Source organism: Bacillus sp. SJZ110, from assembly GCF_006715455.1.
Lineage (GTDB): Bacteria > Bacillota > Bacilli > Bacillales > Bacillaceae > Bacillus > Bacillus subtilis.
The window spans coordinates 263179-278174 of the sequence record NZ_VFNF01000001.1; the positions used below are offsets into that span (position 1 = coordinate 263179).

Genomic DNA, 14996 nt, shown 5'->3' on the forward strand with positions numbered 1-14996 from the left:
CAATCTTCGATATAATATTTCTTTTTCATTTTAAAAACACCGCAGAGCTTTACCGTGTTTGTCTGTTCATCTAACGTGAAGAATGACTAAACTGGCTGTTATTGTCATCTTCCATAAAACAACTACATCCTCGCTATCGTATCTATAGTCGCAGTAAAATAGTCATTTTTCATCCAATTTCGACATATTTCAACAAATTGAAGTTTTTCATTTGGGAGAATAGGACGATGTTACATTATTTCTCTCGGTTTATGATAAGAACATGAAGAAAGAACCAGAATTAGTTAGGAGGAAATACTCAGTGAAGAAAAAGCTATCTATGATGTTGCTGGCATTCGTCGTAGCCGTAACAAGTTTTACGGCAATTGACCTAGTAAACAACAAAGCGGAAGCTAAAGATTGGGTTAAAAAAGGTCAAATATGGAGTACTCATTACCATTCGGGCTCATTTAAAAACTATACTTACTCGCCAACATTTCAGATTTATTATCCGGGACGAGGAACTTGGGCCAACATGACAGCAAACGGATCAGGCAGCGGGAAAATTACAGCAACTCTGCAACAAAAGACAAATAAAGGCTGGAAAAATGTTAAAACTTTTTATGCAACGAAAAAAGGCTCTACAAATTTAAGTTACAAACAAGCTTCTAAAAGCTACAAAACAAAATACAGATTCAAATTCACTAACACAGGAACTAAAAAAACCATCAGCTATACCTTTTGGGCTACCTATTAATTTTCAATAGCTTTGCTCTGCGCGTCAGCATTCGAAAAGGACTTTTTATTTGATCCCGGCAGGCTACCATAAAAGAAACCTCTCCATGACGGAGAGGTTTCTTTTATTTTACTGACTATCTAAGCGAAAAGAACGGTTTGGCAGCTTCCAATTAAACATATAGGAACAAACCCGGCAAACAACGAGCACGAAAAACAGAACGTACAAGCCGAACGAGTTTCCCAGCCAGCCCAAGCCGACGATTAAACCGCCGAGAGCCGCCCAGACTGCATAAATTTCTGCCTTCAGCACAAGCGGTTTGCGCCCGGCAAGAAGGTCGCGGATGATTCCGCCCCCGCTTCCCGTCAGCACCGCAGCCACGATCACGGCACTAAGCGGATGGCCCATTTTGACAGCATACAGTGCGCCTTGGATAGCAAAGGCAGCGAGGCCGATCGCATCTGATAAATTGCCCCACTTATTCCAATGCTTCAGCAGCAGCTTCGGAAACAGAAACACAATTGTAATAGATAAAAGCGCGATTTGAAAGTACGCTCCCTGCTCCCATAGCGCTGACACCGGAACACCGATCAGCAAATTGCGGATCGCTCCTCCTCCAAAAGCGGTGACAATCCCTAATATATAAACTCCTAAAATATCATATTCCTCTTCCATCGCAACAATTGCGCCGCTGACTGCAAACGCAATGATGCCAATCACACTGAGCAGCTCCCAAGCCATTCTGATGACTCCCTTTTATGTTTGTTAAATTTTCTGACGACCTCTAGATTTTATAATCGCTCCAGCGTAAAATCAATAACATTTTTATGAGAAAAAAAGATAAATTTAGAGGGAATACGGCTATTGCTGATGGACATGAGTTTGCGAAATTAAAAAAGCGTCCGGCATACGCGGGCGCTTTTTTTGTTATTCAGATTTTTCGCCTTTCAGCAGGCACATAAAAATGATAATCAGGATAAAAGCAATCAGGGCCAGGAATGGAATCGTAATAAAACCAAACCAGTTAATATATTGGCCCGAGCACGGCACGCCGCTAACACATGGCTTAATGCCGCTAAAGCCGGGCACTTTTTGCTCTAAGTAATGCATGATCGAAATGAATGCCCCTATAATCGCCATCGGGAGCACATATTTTTTCACTCGTGTGTCCCCTTGAAAGGTGGCGATGCCTAAAATCAGGACGAGCGGATACATGAGGATACGCTGGTACCAGCACAGTTCACATGGAATAAACTTTCTGATTTCACTGAAATACAGGCTGCCCAGCATAGCGATAAGAGCCACAACCCAGGAAGCATATAAAAATACGATTCTATTTTTCATATCGTTACTTCCCTTTCAGCTCTTTTTCTATTGTCTCTTTGATTTCATCATAATCCGCAAAATTTTTGATCACTTTATCATTGACGTAAATCGTCGGTGTTGCCTGTATGTTCATTTTTTGATTAAGGTCAGAATCCTTTTCCACTTGAGAAGCGAATGTTTCCTTATCAAGATTTTCCTTGAGCGTCTCAGGTTTTATCTTTGTGGTGCTTTTTGCAAGATCACCAAGGAGGCCTGGGGTTACCCATTCCTGTTCCGTATCCGGCTGTTTTTCGAACAGCTTTTCATGGAAATCCCAGAAAGAGTCAGGGTCTTCCTTCCATACTTCTTCAGATGCAAGAGCCGCTAACCTTGAACCTTTTCCATGGAACATGACGTTCACGAAAGAAAATTTCACATCGCCCTTATCAATAAAGTCTTTTTGTATTTTTGGAAAGATGTCACTGTTAAACACCTTGCAAGACGGACATTTGTAATCTCCGAATTCTACTACAGTTACCGGTGCATCGTCCTTGCCAAGCACAGGCTGCCCTTTGATAGACGGCTGTCCGGAAACCGCATCATTGCCTTGTTCCGTTTTGTTATTAATGATGACAATGGCTGCTAGCAATACAACAACCACAACCGTAAGGATGACCGCGAATTTCGCAGAAGACTGCTGTTTCTTTTTCACTCCGACACCTCATCGTTTTAAAATTAAAAAAGAAGCGGATCGCAATTGACCCACTTCTTTATTTTAACAAGACAAGCGCTGATAAGAAAACCCCGAAAAAATGAATTCTCTCCGACAATTTATTTGTTTTTGAGACGCATGACGCGCATGGCGTTCGCCACAGCAAGCAGTGTAACGCCGACATCTGAGAAAACCGCTTCCCACATGGTCGCAATTCCAAATGCACCAAGAATAAGAAAGATCGCTTTCACACCTAAAGCAAATCCGATGTTTTGCCACACGATACGCCGTGTCCGTTTCGCAATCCGAATCGCTTCCGCAATTTTTGACGGCTGATCTGTCATTAGCACGATGTCTGCGGCTTCTACCGCGGCATCTGAGCCAAGGCCTCCCATCGCGATCCCTATATCTGCGCGGGCAAGCACTGGTGTATCATTGATACCGTCACCGACAAAAATGAGTTTTTCATTAGGCAAAAGCTTAGCTTCTAATGCTTCGACCTGCGCGACTTTATCTTGCGGCAGCAGCTCTGCATATACCTCACCAATCCCAAGCTGTTTTCCGACGGCTTCTCCCGTTTGTTTCGAATCACCCGTCAGCATAGCTGTCTGTTTGATCCCAAGCGACTTCAGATCAGCAACCGCCTGTGCTGCGTCTTCCTTTATCTCATCCGCTATGATGATTGCTCCGGCATAGCGGTGATCAACAGCAACGTGTACGATTGTTCCAGCATTTTCATCCGGGACATCCTCAATTTGTTCTCTTTCCATGAGCTTTTTATTCCCAGCAAGGATCTCAGTTCCATTTACCTTTGCAAAAATGCCGTGACCGGAGATTTCTTCGTATGACTCAATCTCATCGGAGGAAAGCATTTTCCCGTAAGCTTTACGCACAGATTCAGCAATTGGATGCTGTGAATGAAGCTCAGCGTATGCCGCCGCTTCAAGTAATCTATCCTTTGTAAAACCTTCCGCGGGTTTGATTTCTGTCACTTCAAAGCTGCCTTTTGTTAGTGTTCCCGTTTTATCAAACACCGCGTATTTGACTTGATTCAAAGCTTCTAAATAATTGCTTCCCTTTACAAGCACTCCGGCCTTTGAGGACGCTCCGATTCCGCCGAAGAAACCGAGCGGAATGGAGACAACAAGCGCACAAGGACAAGAAATCACTAAAAAGATAAGCGCGCGGTACACCCAATCGGAAAGCGCGGCGCCAGAAAGAACAAGCGGCGGAACAAAGGCCAGCAATACCGCGATGATCACAACAGCAGGTGTATAATACTTGGCAAACTTCGTGATAAAGTTTTCTGTCCGGGCTTTACGGCTGCTCGCATTCTGAACCAAGTCTAATATTTTTGATACTGCTGATTCCTGATAGCCCTTTGTGACTTCAATATGCAGAACGCCGTTTTGATTGATAAAGCCTGACATTACATCTTGTCCTTCCGCAGCTTTTCTCGGAACGGACTCACCTGTTAAAGCAGATGTATCAACCATCGCTGACCCTTGCACGACCTTACCGTCCAGGGGTATGCTTTCTCCCGGATTAACCACAATGATGTCTCCTGTCTGAACATCCTCCGGGGAAACCTGTTCGATGCCGTTCTTTGTTTTGAGATTGGCGTAATCAGGCCGTATGTCCATTAACGCACTAATTGATTTTCTGGAACGGCTGACCGCGGCACCTTGAAAAAGCTCACCGATTTGATAAAACAGCATAACGGCGACGCCCTCAGGGTATTGCTGAATCAGAAAGGCGCCGATTGTAGCAAGAGCCATTAAGAAATGCTCATCAAACACCTGACCGCGGATGATGTTTTTGACTGCGCGGATCATAATGTCACCGCCGATGATCAAATAAGCAGCGAGGAAAAGGAAAAGTTCAATGGTTCCCGAATGAACCAAATATGCCGCTGCGCCGAGAATGACAGCCGCCGCCATTCTGATCAGCATATTGACCATTCGATTACGATAGCCATCATCAGCTGATTTCTTTATATGCTTTTGGCGAACCGTTACATGCGGATCAATTGATTTCACTTTTTTCTCTACTTTATTCGTGACCCATTGCTCTTCTTTCCCATCGGCTGAGACAGTTAAGGTGCTTGCCGCAAAATTTACCGCGCATCCGTCAATGCCTTTTATGCCTTTGACTCCATTTTCGATTTTTTGGGCACAATTGCTGCAATCCAAACCGTCCAGAACGTATTCCTGTTTCACTAGTCTCACCTTACCTTCCGATTTAGGGTTCCCTTTTCAAAGCGTATCAATGAGTATTGCATTCATTTTAATATATATGAGCATATACTCATATATAAGTTACACCTATTATATGTTGTTTTCCAAGAAAGTGTCAATGAAAAACAAAAACCGGCATATAGCCGGTTTTTCATTTTACTTTTTGCAGACGAAGAGCATTCAGAACAACGGAAACGGAGCTGAATGCCATTGCTGCTCCTGCTATCCACGGTGCTAAAAATCCAAGTGCTGCGATTGGGATGCCGAGGCTGTTATAGCCAAGCGCCCAGAATAAATTTTGTTTAATGTTTTTCATTGTCAATCTGCTCATGCGGATTGCGTCGGCAATACTGTTCAGATCGCCGCGAATCAGTGTAATGTCTGCTGTTTCCATGGCAATGTCCGTGCCAGTTCCAATCGCCATGCCGATGTCAGCTGTGGCAAGCGCCGGCGCATCGTTAATTCCGTCGCCTACCATTGCTGTCTGGCGGCCTTCTTTTTGCAAGCGGGCAATTTCTGCTGCCTTTTGTTCAGGAAGGACTTCCGCAATGATATTCGTAATTCCCGCTTCCTTCGCGATGGCTTCTGCGGTTCTGCGATTGTCTCCTGTCATCATGATGACATCAAGGCCCAACTCTTTCAGACGGGCAACAGCCTTCCGTGACGTATCCTTAATCGTATCTGCAACCGCTACTAGCCCCGCTGCTTCTCCATCAATGGATACAAGCATAACTGTTTTCCCTTCGGCCTCTAGCTCTTCCATTTGGGCGAGAAGAGCACCATGCTCAACCTGTTCGCTCTCCATTAATTTTCTTGTGCCGACGAGAATGCTTTTTCCTCCGGCTTCAGCCAAAATGCCTGCGCCGACTTTTGCTTCAAAGCGGGTAAGCTTCGGTATCTCAAGCCCTTTATCTTTCACGCCAGCAATAATCGCTTCGCCAAGCGGATGCTCTGATCCCGTTTCCGCTGCCGCTGCAAATTGAAGCAAATCTTTTTCTTCAAAACGGCCGAATGGAATGGCATCCGTCAGACGCGGCTTCCCGTTTGTCACGGTTCCGGTTTTATCAAGAACAATGGTATCGAGACGATGTGTTTTTTCTAAATGCTCGCCGCCTTTAAATAAAATCCCGAATTCAGCAGCGCGTCCAGATCCAGCCATTATGCTCGTCGGAGTGGCAAGACCGAGGGCGCAAGGACAGGCAATGACAAGAACCGCAATGAACTTGCTGATCGCTTCAGCAAAATCGCCAGGAGCCGCCCAAAGATACCAAATGAGAAAAGTGAGAACGGCAATCCCCAATACAATGGGTACAAAAATGCCTGAAATCTGGTCAGCGAGACGCTGGATCGGCGCTTTTGACCCTTGTGCTTCCTCAACAATTTTGATGATATGAGAAAGCGCAGTATCCTTTCCGACGTTGACAGCTTTAATTTTCAGGAAACCGTTTGCGTTAACGGTTGAACCTGTCACGCTGTCACCAGGATTTTTGTCAACAGGAAGACTTTCTCCTGTAATCATCGATTCGTCAACCGCTGAACGGCCTTCAACCACTTCTCCGTCGACAGGAATTCGTTCGCCAGGTTTGACGTAAACAATGTCATTAACAAGAACTTCGTCGATCGGGATGATTTGCTCCTGTCCGTCTCTTACAACAGTCGCTGTTTTCGCTTGAAGCTTCATCAGCTTTTTAATCGCATCCGAGGAACGGCCTTTTGCTTTTGTTTCAAACAACTTGCCTAATAAAATCAGCGTCAGCAAAATCGCGCTTGTTTCATAGTAAAGGCCATCTGTATGCCCGTGAGAGCCAAGGCTTTGAAAAGTAAGATAAAGGCTATAAGCGTAAGCAGCCGTCGTACCGAGGGCGACCAATACATCCATATTGGCGCTTTTATTTCTGAGCGCCTTATACGCACCCACATAAAACGGCCAGCCGATCAGAAATTGGACTGGTGTCGCCAGCGCAAATTGCATCCACGGATTGAGAAATATATCGGGTACCCAAATGAATGATGTAAATGTAAAATGGCTCACCATCGCCCAAAGCAATGGAAATGACAGGACAGCTGAAAAAATCAGTCTCGCTGTTTGCTTCCGTTCTTCTTTCTTTTTAGCAGCAGCAGCCTCACTGTCCTGTTCCCCCTTCAACTTTAGCTTATATCCAAGCTTATCTACCGCTTCTTTCAAATCGCCGACAGACGCTTCTTTTGGATTGTATTCGACCGTAACTGTTTCTAAAGCGAAGTTTACTGGTGCATTTGCGACGCCTTCTATTTTGTTAAGCCGTTTTTCAATCCGATTGGCGCAAGCCGCACAGGTCATGCCTTCAATATCGAATTCAGCTTTTTCTGTAACAACGTGATAGCCCAGCTTTTCTATTTTTTCTTGAATCGCTGCAGTCCCTGTTTCAGCAGGATCGTAGATTACATTTGATGTTTCCGTTGCCAGATTAACATTTGCATCCGTGACACCGGGCATCCGCTTCAGGCCTTTTTCAATTCTGGCAGCACATGCCGCACAGGTCATACCAGAGACCTGCATCGCGATTTCCTTTTGTTCACTCAACATACTCACTCCTTTATATACACCTGGGGGGTATATAAAAATGAAAGAAATATCGCGCCTCCCTAAAGGCGCGATACCTTGAATCACTCAGCTACGTCATAGCCCTGATCTTCTATCGCATCCGCAATATCTTTGACTGATACTTTGTCAGCATCAAACGAAACATCGACTTTACCCGCTTCCAGATTGACATGAACGGCACTGACGCCGTCCAGTTCTCCTACGCTTGTTTCTACTGCTTTGACGCAGTGCTGACAAGACATTCCTTCAACTTGCAATGTTTTTTGTTCCATAATCAATTCCTCCTGTTTATTCTTTCTATTTACATCCTACCATACCCCCGTAGGGTATTACAATAAAAAAACGCTTTATGATTTTGTGAACTTTTTAAATACGTCCAAAAGCTCAGAAATGGCCTGTTCCCCGTCGCCGCTTTTGATGGCATCTGCTACACAATGATGGGCATGATCCTCAAGCAAATGAAGCGCCACATTTTTCATTGCCGCCTGAACAGCTGAAATTTGCACAAGAATATCTACACAATATCTGTCGTTTTCCACCATGTTTTGAATGCCTCTGACCTGGCCCTCAATCCGCTTAAGCCGGTTTGTAATCTGATCTTTTTCTTTCGAGCTTTTATGGTTTAATGTTTTATGTTCGTTATGCTTTTCCATGCGTACACCTCTGTTTAATGATATTAATTCCCATTATACTGATTGTCCAAACGGTTGTCTAAGCATGCCGACGCAAAAAATGAATCAGTTAGGTTTTACCATTTGATCAGGAGGGTATATACTTCTGTTGATAACGCTTTTAAAGGGGAGAAGAAAAGTGGATACGATCAAGGTTGGAATATTAGGATACGGATTGTCCGGTTCTGTTTTTCACGGGCCGCTGCTGGATGTTCTGGATGAATATCAAATCAGCAAAATCATGACATCTCGGACAGAAGAAGTGAAACGGGACTTTCCAGATGCTGAGGTTGTACATGAGCTTGAGGAAATCACAAATGACCCTGCCATTGAGCTTGTCATTGTCACCACCCCGAGCGGCCTTCATTACGAGCATGCTATGGCATGCATACAGGCCGGAAAACATGTTGTGATGGAAAAACCAATGACAGCAACAGCCGAAGAGGGGGAAACATTAAAAAGGGCTGCCGATGAAAAAGGCGTATTATTAAGCGTATATCATAACCGACGCTGGGATAACGACTTTTTAACGATTAAAAAGCTGATCTCTGAGGGATCTCTTGAAGATATCAATACATATCAAGTTTCCTATGACCGCTACAGACCTGAAGTTCAAGCGCGGTGGCGGGAAAAAGAAGGCATTGCCACTGGTACGCTGTATGATCTCGGCTCCCACATCATAGACCAAACCCTGCATTTGTTTGGGATGCCTAAAGCCGTGACTGCAAACGTGATGGCCCAGCGGGAAAATGCCGAAACGGTTGACTATTTTCATTTAACCCTGGACTATGGCAAGCTTCAAGCCATTCTATACGGGGGATCAATCGTTCCGGCAAACGGACCTCGTTATCAAATCCATGGAAAAGATTCCAGCTTTATCAAATACGGAATTGACGGACAGGAAGACGCACTCAGAGCGGGGAGAAAACCAGAGGATGACAGCTGGGGTGCAGATGATCCGGAGTTTTACGGACAGCTTACAACCATTCGTGGCTCCGGCAAAAAAACAGAAACGATCCCATCAGTAAATGGCTCCTACCTTACTTATTACCGCAAAATAGCGGAAAGCATACGGGAAGGTGCTGCGCTGCCAGTCACTGCTGAGGAAGGTATTAATGTCATCCGCATCATTGAAGCCGCGATGAAAAGCAGTAAAGAGAAACGAACCATTATGCTGGAGCACTAAAACAAAAGCCTCCCCAAATAAGGGGAGGCTTTTTCATTAGAATGTTTTTCCTGCTTCTTTCGCACGCGCAATCGCGTCTTCTTTGATTTGCTGTGCTTTATCAGGCTCCGCATTATGTCCCTCTACGAAAATGCCTTCGAATGATGGTACGCCGAAGAAGTTCATCATGATGCCGATGTAGCGGTGTCCCATTTCCATCTCAGCCGCAGGGCCTTCTGAATAGTAGCCGCCGCGAGCTTGGATATGAATTGCTTTTTTATCAGTCAACAAGCCGACAGGACCTTGTTCTGTGTATTTGAATGACTTTCCTGCAACGGCAACAGAATCGAGATACGCTTTCATCACTGGCGGGAATGAGAAGTTCCATAAAGGTGTAACAAATACGTACTTATCAGCTGATGCAAATTGATCGCTAAGCTCTCCCAAACGGCCTACTTTCGCTTTTTCGCTTTCAGAAAGCTCTTCAAAGCCTGTACCTGACTGAAGCTTTCCCCATCCGCTGAATACATCTGCGTCAATGTGCGGGATGTTTTCTTTGTACAAATCGATATGTACAACTTCATCATTTGGATTTGCTTCTTTGTAAGATTCGATAAATGCTTTACCTGTTGCCATACTGTACGAAGTTGCTTCGTCATGCGGATGAGCAGTGATATATAATACTTTTGCCATTTTTACCAGCCCTTTCGTTTTTAAAAATCACACACCAATTATTATCATACAGATGCATAATGATTATTCTGTCTCTCTTAGACTTTATTATAGAGACAAAGAAATTTACTTTCAAGTAAAACATCTCGAATTAAAGATTATTTAACTTTCCAAACAGCTTACTTTTCAAAAGCTGTTCTCAAACCTGAATACAGCGCGGACAATTCTTTACTGATTCGAGGATAATGAGGAACATGCGGCACTTGAATATCCGCAGGCATCCTTTTCATGAAAAAGGATTGCTGAGCCTGTTCAAAAAACGCCCGCAGCTGGTTGATCTCTTCATCAGAAAACGGAGCAGGCGGACGGCGGTGAGCTTGCGCCGAGAGCAAATAGTACCCTAAGTGCTGAGCACCGGAAATGGCAGGCCAGAGCGCCTCCGCATTCGCATGAGGAAACTCGCCAAGGGCCTTGTCATACGCATCCCGAAGCCTGACAAGGCTCACCCTTAACTTGTGTTCGTCGGCATTCTGCCCGGTTAACAGTTTCTCCATAAACTGCCCTTCCAGCCGGATGACGTTCCTCATCAGTTCAGGCAGCCGCTTCGTTGAAAACCGCCGCCACAAAAGCATTGTTCCCAACAGCCCGATCACGCTGCCGACAGCTACATCCGTCAGCCTCGCTATCATAAAATAACCGGCACCCGCGCCGCCATGCATACTTTCTGTGATAACAAGCGCATTTGCGGTTAAAAAGGGAACAGCCAGCGCATAATTGCGGACGATCAGCATCTCAAGAAGACATTGCAGCGCTGCAATACAAAACGCAATATAAACACCGCCCGGCTTAAAAAACAGGATTGCGCCTGCCAGCATAACACCGATCACCGTTCCGGCCGAACGCTGAATAGCCCTGTGAAGCGTAAAAACAACAGTAGTGCCAAGCATGACCGCTGCTGCCGAAAGCGGAATCCAATAGGAGCGTGCAAAGCCGAATACGAGGGCAAACATATCGGCGGCAAACAGAACAATTCCGTACTTTAACGCTCTAATTAAAACTGGAGACTTCCAGTCAAAAGCATTTCTCAAAAAGTAAAAAGAGGATGGCAGGCGGCTCGGCTCCCCGTCAAGCTGCTTATCAAAACGTTCTGAAGCGATATTCAAAACCTCATTGATTTCTTCAAACAGCTTCCGCCTAGGCTCAGATTCGTTCTCATTAATCTGAAACGTACCGGAAACCCGTGCATGCGCAAGCATATCTCCGGTTTGGCGAAGTGCCTTTTCAATCTGCGCGGTCTCTCTGTCCGGCGTTTCAGCTGAAAAATGAATAATGGCAAGGAATATGTCGTCAGCTTTTTCAAGGAGGCGGAAAAATCGTTCATCATGCCGCGATTTTTTCCGTTTATTCCCTTTCCCAAGAACTGTTTGGCGGGCTGTTCTAAGCATGAGCACCGTCTGATGCTGTGCGTTATGAAAACCTGGCGTTCCGACGGCTGAAAGACATGCAGCCAGCTGATGATATGTTTTTTGCAGCACCGCTCCCTCCGGTCCATGTTTGTTCGATAACCAGCCGATTAAAGCGATACCCATGGCGAAAATGCCGCCGAGAAACGTCAGTCCCGCTCTGAACAGCGCTTGTGAAGGATCGGCCGGCAGCCCGGAACTGACTAAAAAGGCAAGGACAAAAAACATTGGCGCAGGGCCTTGAATGCCGAGCGCGCTAAAAATAAACATCGCCGCTGCACCGATCAGCCCCAAAACAGCCGCCATCATCCAAAGCATCCCGGACAAAAGCGTCCCTAAACCAAATGAGAGGGCGATCCCAATAGAAACCAAGAGCAGCTTCAAGGCGCGCTTTTTGTACGATTCACCGCCCGCATATAAATAAACAAAGCCTCCGATACTTGCAATTAATCCGTAATCCGTGTGACCTGCCAATGCACCGACCAGCACAGGAAACCCTGAAGCGAAACCTGATCCGATAGCTTTTTTCCAAGGAAATGGATTTGCATGAATGCGAAAGGCATCCTTCACGATAGGCATGATTCTTTGATTGTTCGCAGCAGTTTTGTTCATTTGACAAAATCCTTTTCAATGAATGTGTAGAACTTTTCCCGTTTCTTCGCTTTAGTATGCCCAAAAACGCGGTTAGCTTCTCAATTGGTGCGCCCGATAAAAAAACAGAGACTTATACCGTCTCTGCTTCATTACATCAGTTTATTATCATAAAAGCGGCACCTGTCAGGACTGTTTTGTCCTTCTGCCTTCCTTCAAGAGCAGGTGAATAAAAAATAAAGGATAAATCAATAGATACCCATTAAACAGCCACCACACAAGATCAAAGTCACTGCTGAATGTCCAGAATGATAGCGCCTGCAGACCTGAACAACAGGTCAGCACAAGAGAAATCAGCGCCATCAGCTTCCAGTCAGCACGATTCACCCGCTGTAGGTACAAGCTGTACAACCCTGTGACAGAAATCAGGATATCCAGCGGAAAAAAAGACCAGTTCCAAGCGATCATAAACGGATGGTCATGATGTTTAAAAGCCCAGCTTTCCGGTATGAGCGAAAACCCGGCTGACAGCCAGTACAAGATAAAACCGATATCAGTCACGAGAAAAAACAGCTTCATATATCTCATTTGTACTGCCCGCTTTTATGTATCGGCTCAGACACCGCAGCCTGCTCGATCAGGTTTAAAGACACAACACCGGCAATAATCAATCCAATTGAAATGACTTTCATGACACTAACATGTTCTTGAAAAAACAAAAAACCAACGACTGTAATCAGGACAATTCCCATCCCTGACCATACAGCATAAGCAACTGATACATCTATTGATTTTAGCGTAAGCGTCAGAAAGAAAAGACTCCCTCCATAAAAGAAAATCAACAGCAAACTGGGAATAAGCTTTGTAAAACCGGACGATAGCTTCATGCTGACCGTTCCCGCAACCTCAAACAAAATCGCCAAGCATAGAAACACCCAATTCACGTCGCATCAGCCTCCTCATCAGCTGTTATACCGTTAAACAAAACATCTACAATTGATTCAAGCACCTCTCCTGTCGTGAACTGATGTTTCAGTGGATATTCAGGGTCATACACTTGGTTGATGCTCCCTATATACATGTGAATAAACAGGTCCGGATTGATGTTTCTGATTCTCTTTTGCTGTTTGCACTCGTTTAATAATTCTAGGACAATGGCCCATTCTGCCTTAATAAACGTGTCTAATGTAAGCCACGCATCGTAATGGTATTTCTTTAGTTCATTTAATAATCCCATGTTCAGCAGTTCCATCCCCTGCGGAAGGCTGATCAGCATTTTTTTCACCTTTTCAAGCACATTTAAACTTTCATTTTCATAGATGTCTCTTTCCATTTGCTTCATTTCGGCTAAAAATTGTTCGACAACCGCCTCAACAAGCTGATCTTTAGATGAATAATATGCATAGAGCGTCCGTTTGCTCGTTCCCAGCGCTGCAGCCAAATCATTCATCGTAAATGAAAATCCTTTTTGCTTGATCAGCCGGAAAGTTTCCGCCAGAATTCTTTTATCCATATTAATCCCCCGCTTTCGGTACCAAGAAAACTATTTCGGTACCAATATTATACGGCAGAAATTTATGGAAATCAACAATATATAAAAAACCTCTCCTGTTGGGAGAGGTTTAAAAGACACTGCGGACCAAACCGCCGTCTGCCCGAAGTGCCGCGCCATTGATCGCAGAGGAAAGCGGGCTGCTTAAAAATGTAACGAAGTGGGCGATTTCTTCCGGACGGATCAGTCTTTGAATAATAGATGTCGGCCGGTTTTCTTTCATAAAACGTGCCTCAGCTTCTTGAACAGTCAGGTTTTCACCAGGATACAGCGAATTCAGCATGGTTTCCACACCCTCTGTTAAGGTAGAGCCCGGCATGACGGTGTTGACTGTGACATTCGTGCCGGTTGCCAGCTCCGCCAAACTGCGGGAAATGGACAGCTGCATCGTTTTTGTCGCACTGTAATGGGCCATTTCCTGTGACGGCATAATCGCCGCTTCACTGGCAATGAAAATCACACGCCCTTCTTTTTTCTCTATCATGTTATGCAAATACCTGCGTGTCAGCCTTACACCGCTCATAATATTCACTTCAAAAAAACGAAACCATTCATCGTCGGGAATATCAAAGTACTCCGCCGGTTCAAAAATCCCTAAATTGTTGACCAAAATATCAACCTCTGGATATGCCTGAAACAGCTCATTGCAGCCTTCTTCAGTTCCCAAATCAAATGCGGCCGGATAAAGAACCGCTTCAGCATGTTGTGTTTTCAGTTCATCTATCGTCTGATTCACTTTCTCTTCCCGGCGTCCGTTAATGATCACTGCCGCACCTTCTTCAGCTAACGAAGAGGCAATAGCTTTTCCGATCCCTGATGTCGAACCGGTCACCAGTGCGGTTTTTCCTTGTAAATTCAGCTTCATTATTCATCCCTCCGTTTTTGATTCCTCTTATTTATTGACAGAAATCTGATTGGTGAAACATCTGCTCTGCAATCAGTATGAAACAGCTGGGTTTGAAATGGAAGTACGCACTTTTTGGTGCCTGTGGTTTGGAGAAAAAATAAAGCAGAACCTCTTAAGAGGTTCTGCTTTATGCTCATTATGTATGGAGACAGCGGGAGTCTATTACCATGGTATGGTTATGTTTTAAAATAGTTACAAGCCGTTGATATATAAGCCTTTACGTATGATAAAAAATCAGTTTAAAAACTATAATTTTATATTTTTGTTATCAAAATGTTACCGCAAATGTCATGGACCTACACACATACTCAATGCCTTGAATTCTGCTACGATGCGGTAGGTCCATTTACCGATCGTTCCCCTCCCTCCTCATTTTCCCTGTTCTGGTCCATAATCACCTTATCATTCAACCTAAGGGTAAT

At 44.7% G+C, this 14996-nt stretch carries 15 protein-coding genes; 2 read left to right on the forward strand and 13 right to left on the reverse strand.

Annotation, left to right across the window (positions count from 1 at the left end):
* Positions 1 to 301: 301 nt before the first annotated feature.
* Complete coding sequence (locus FB592_RS01350) at positions 302 to 736, forward strand: hypothetical protein (protein WP_014477979.1); 435 nt, start codon at positions 302 to 304, stop codon at positions 734 to 736.
* Between the two features lie 108 nt (positions 737 to 844).
* On the opposite strand, the gene FB592_RS01355 is transcribed toward FB592_RS01350, so the two are convergent.
* The 7 genes from FB592_RS01355 to csoR form a co-directional block, all read right to left on the reverse strand.
* On the reverse strand, positions 845 to 1456 hold the full coding sequence (locus tag FB592_RS01355) for a trimeric intracellular cation channel family protein (RefSeq protein WP_003228419.1): 612 nt from the start codon (positions 1454 to 1456) through the stop codon (positions 845 to 847).
* Positions 1457 to 1642: 186 nt separating this feature from the next.
* Positions 1643 to 2059 carry a disulfide oxidoreductase gene (locus tag FB592_RS01360; protein WP_003228417.1) on the reverse strand — a complete coding sequence of 139 codons (417 nt, stop codon included), beginning with the start codon at positions 2057 to 2059 and terminating at the stop codon, positions 1643 to 1645.
* Positions 2060 to 2063: 4 nt separating this feature from the next.
* Positions 2064 to 2732, reverse strand: a complete 669-nt coding sequence (gene bdbD / locus FB592_RS01365) for a disulfide bond formation protein BdbD (protein ID WP_003228414.1) — start codon at positions 2730 to 2732, stop codon at positions 2064 to 2066.
* A gap of 119 nt (positions 2733 to 2851) precedes the next feature.
* Positions 2852 to 4960, reverse strand: coding sequence for a heavy metal translocating P-type ATPase (locus tag FB592_RS01370; protein ID WP_125121138.1), 2109 nt, complete (start codon positions 4958 to 4960; stop codon positions 2852 to 2854).
* Between the two features lie 160 nt (positions 4961 to 5120).
* Positions 5121 to 7532: a copper-exporting P-type ATPase CopA gene (copA, locus tag FB592_RS01375; RefSeq protein WP_103803705.1), complete on the reverse strand. Its 2412-nt coding sequence runs from the start codon at positions 7530 to 7532 to the stop codon at positions 5121 to 5123.
* Between the two features lie 83 nt (positions 7533 to 7615).
* A complete protein-coding gene (gene copZ, locus FB592_RS01380) occupies positions 7616 to 7825 on the reverse strand; it encodes a copper chaperone CopZ (protein WP_003228406.1) in 210 nt (69 codons plus the stop codon).
* A gap of 75 nt (positions 7826 to 7900) precedes the next feature.
* The gene (gene csoR / locus FB592_RS01385) at positions 7901 to 8206 is read right to left on the reverse strand and encodes a copper-sensing transcriptional repressor CsoR (protein ID WP_003228404.1); all 306 of its coding nucleotides are present in this window, start codon (positions 8204 to 8206) and stop codon (positions 7901 to 7903) included.
* A gap of 127 nt (positions 8207 to 8333) precedes the next feature.
* Here csoR and iolW point away from each other — a divergent pair, with 127 nt between their 5' ends.
* Positions 8334 to 9410, forward strand: a complete 1077-nt coding sequence (iolW, locus tag FB592_RS01390; RefSeq protein WP_014480865.1) for a scyllo-inositol 2-dehydrogenase — start codon at positions 8334 to 8336, stop codon at positions 9408 to 9410.
* Positions 9411 to 9446: 36 nt separating this feature from the next.
* Here the strand turns inward: iolW and azoRB are convergent, their stop codons facing one another.
* The 6 genes from azoRB to FB592_RS01420 form a co-directional block, all read right to left on the reverse strand.
* Positions 9447 to 10082 (reverse strand): FMN-dependent NADH-azoreductase AzoRB, encoded by a 636-nt coding sequence (azoRB, locus tag FB592_RS01395; RefSeq protein ID WP_003228400.1) that lies wholly within the window; start codon positions 10080 to 10082, stop codon positions 9447 to 9449.
* A gap of 158 nt (positions 10083 to 10240) precedes the next feature.
* On the reverse strand, positions 10241 to 12136 hold the full coding sequence (locus FB592_RS01400) for an FUSC family protein (protein ID WP_103803703.1): 1896 nt from the start codon (positions 12134 to 12136) through the stop codon (positions 10241 to 10243).
* A gap of 165 nt (positions 12137 to 12301) precedes the next feature.
* Positions 12302 to 12703, reverse strand: coding sequence for a YvaD family protein (locus FB592_RS01405; protein WP_003242541.1), 402 nt, complete (start codon positions 12701 to 12703; stop codon positions 12302 to 12304).
* Complete coding sequence (locus FB592_RS01410) at positions 12700 to 13059, reverse strand: DMT family transporter (protein WP_103803702.1); 360 nt, start codon at positions 13057 to 13059, stop codon at positions 12700 to 12702. The genes FB592_RS01405 and FB592_RS01410 overlap by 4 nt, the downstream gene beginning before the upstream one ends.
* A complete protein-coding gene (locus FB592_RS01415; RefSeq protein ID WP_032722523.1) occupies positions 13056 to 13628 on the reverse strand; it encodes a TetR/AcrR family transcriptional regulator in 573 nt (190 codons plus the stop codon). Before FB592_RS01415 ends, FB592_RS01410 begins: the two co-directional genes overlap by 4 nt.
* A gap of 109 nt (positions 13629 to 13737) precedes the next feature.
* Positions 13738 to 14532 carry an SDR family NAD(P)-dependent oxidoreductase gene (locus FB592_RS01420; RefSeq protein WP_003228388.1) on the reverse strand — a complete coding sequence of 265 codons (795 nt, stop codon included), beginning with the start codon at positions 14530 to 14532 and terminating at the stop codon, positions 13738 to 13740.
* Positions 14533 to 14996 lie beyond the last annotated feature (464 nt).

Coding starts and splice junctions, on each gene's coding strand:
- FB592_RS01400 (WP_103803703.1), bottom strand. CDS start 12,136: ATGAACAAAACTGCTGCGAACAATCAAAGAATCATGCCTATCGTGAAG.
- FB592_RS01360 (WP_003228417.1), bottom strand. CDS start 2,059: ATGAAAAATAGAATCGTATTTTTATATGCTTCCTGGGTTGTGGCTCTT.
- FB592_RS01405 (WP_003242541.1), bottom strand. CDS start 12,703: ATGAGATATATGAAGCTGTTTTTTCTCGTGACTGATATCGGTTTTATC.
- copZ (WP_003228406.1), bottom strand. CDS start 7,825: ATGGAACAAAAAACATTGCAAGTTGAAGGAATGTCTTGTCAGCACTGC.
- FB592_RS01420 (WP_003228388.1), bottom strand. CDS start 14,532: ATGAAGCTGAATTTACAAGGAAAAACCGCACTGGTGACCGGTTCGACA.
- azoRB (WP_003228400.1), bottom strand. CDS start 10,082: ATGGCAAAAGTATTATATATCACTGCTCATCCGCATGACGAAGCAACT.
- FB592_RS01415 (WP_032722523.1), bottom strand. CDS start 13,628: ATGGATAAAAGAATTCTGGCGGAAACTTTCCGGCTGATCAAGCAAAAA.
- csoR (WP_003228404.1), bottom strand. CDS start 8,206: ATGGAAAAGCATAACGAACATAAAACATTAAACCATAAAAGCTCGAAA.
- FB592_RS01355 (WP_003228419.1), bottom strand. CDS start 1,456: ATGGCTTGGGAGCTGCTCAGTGTGATTGGCATCATTGCGTTTGCAGTC.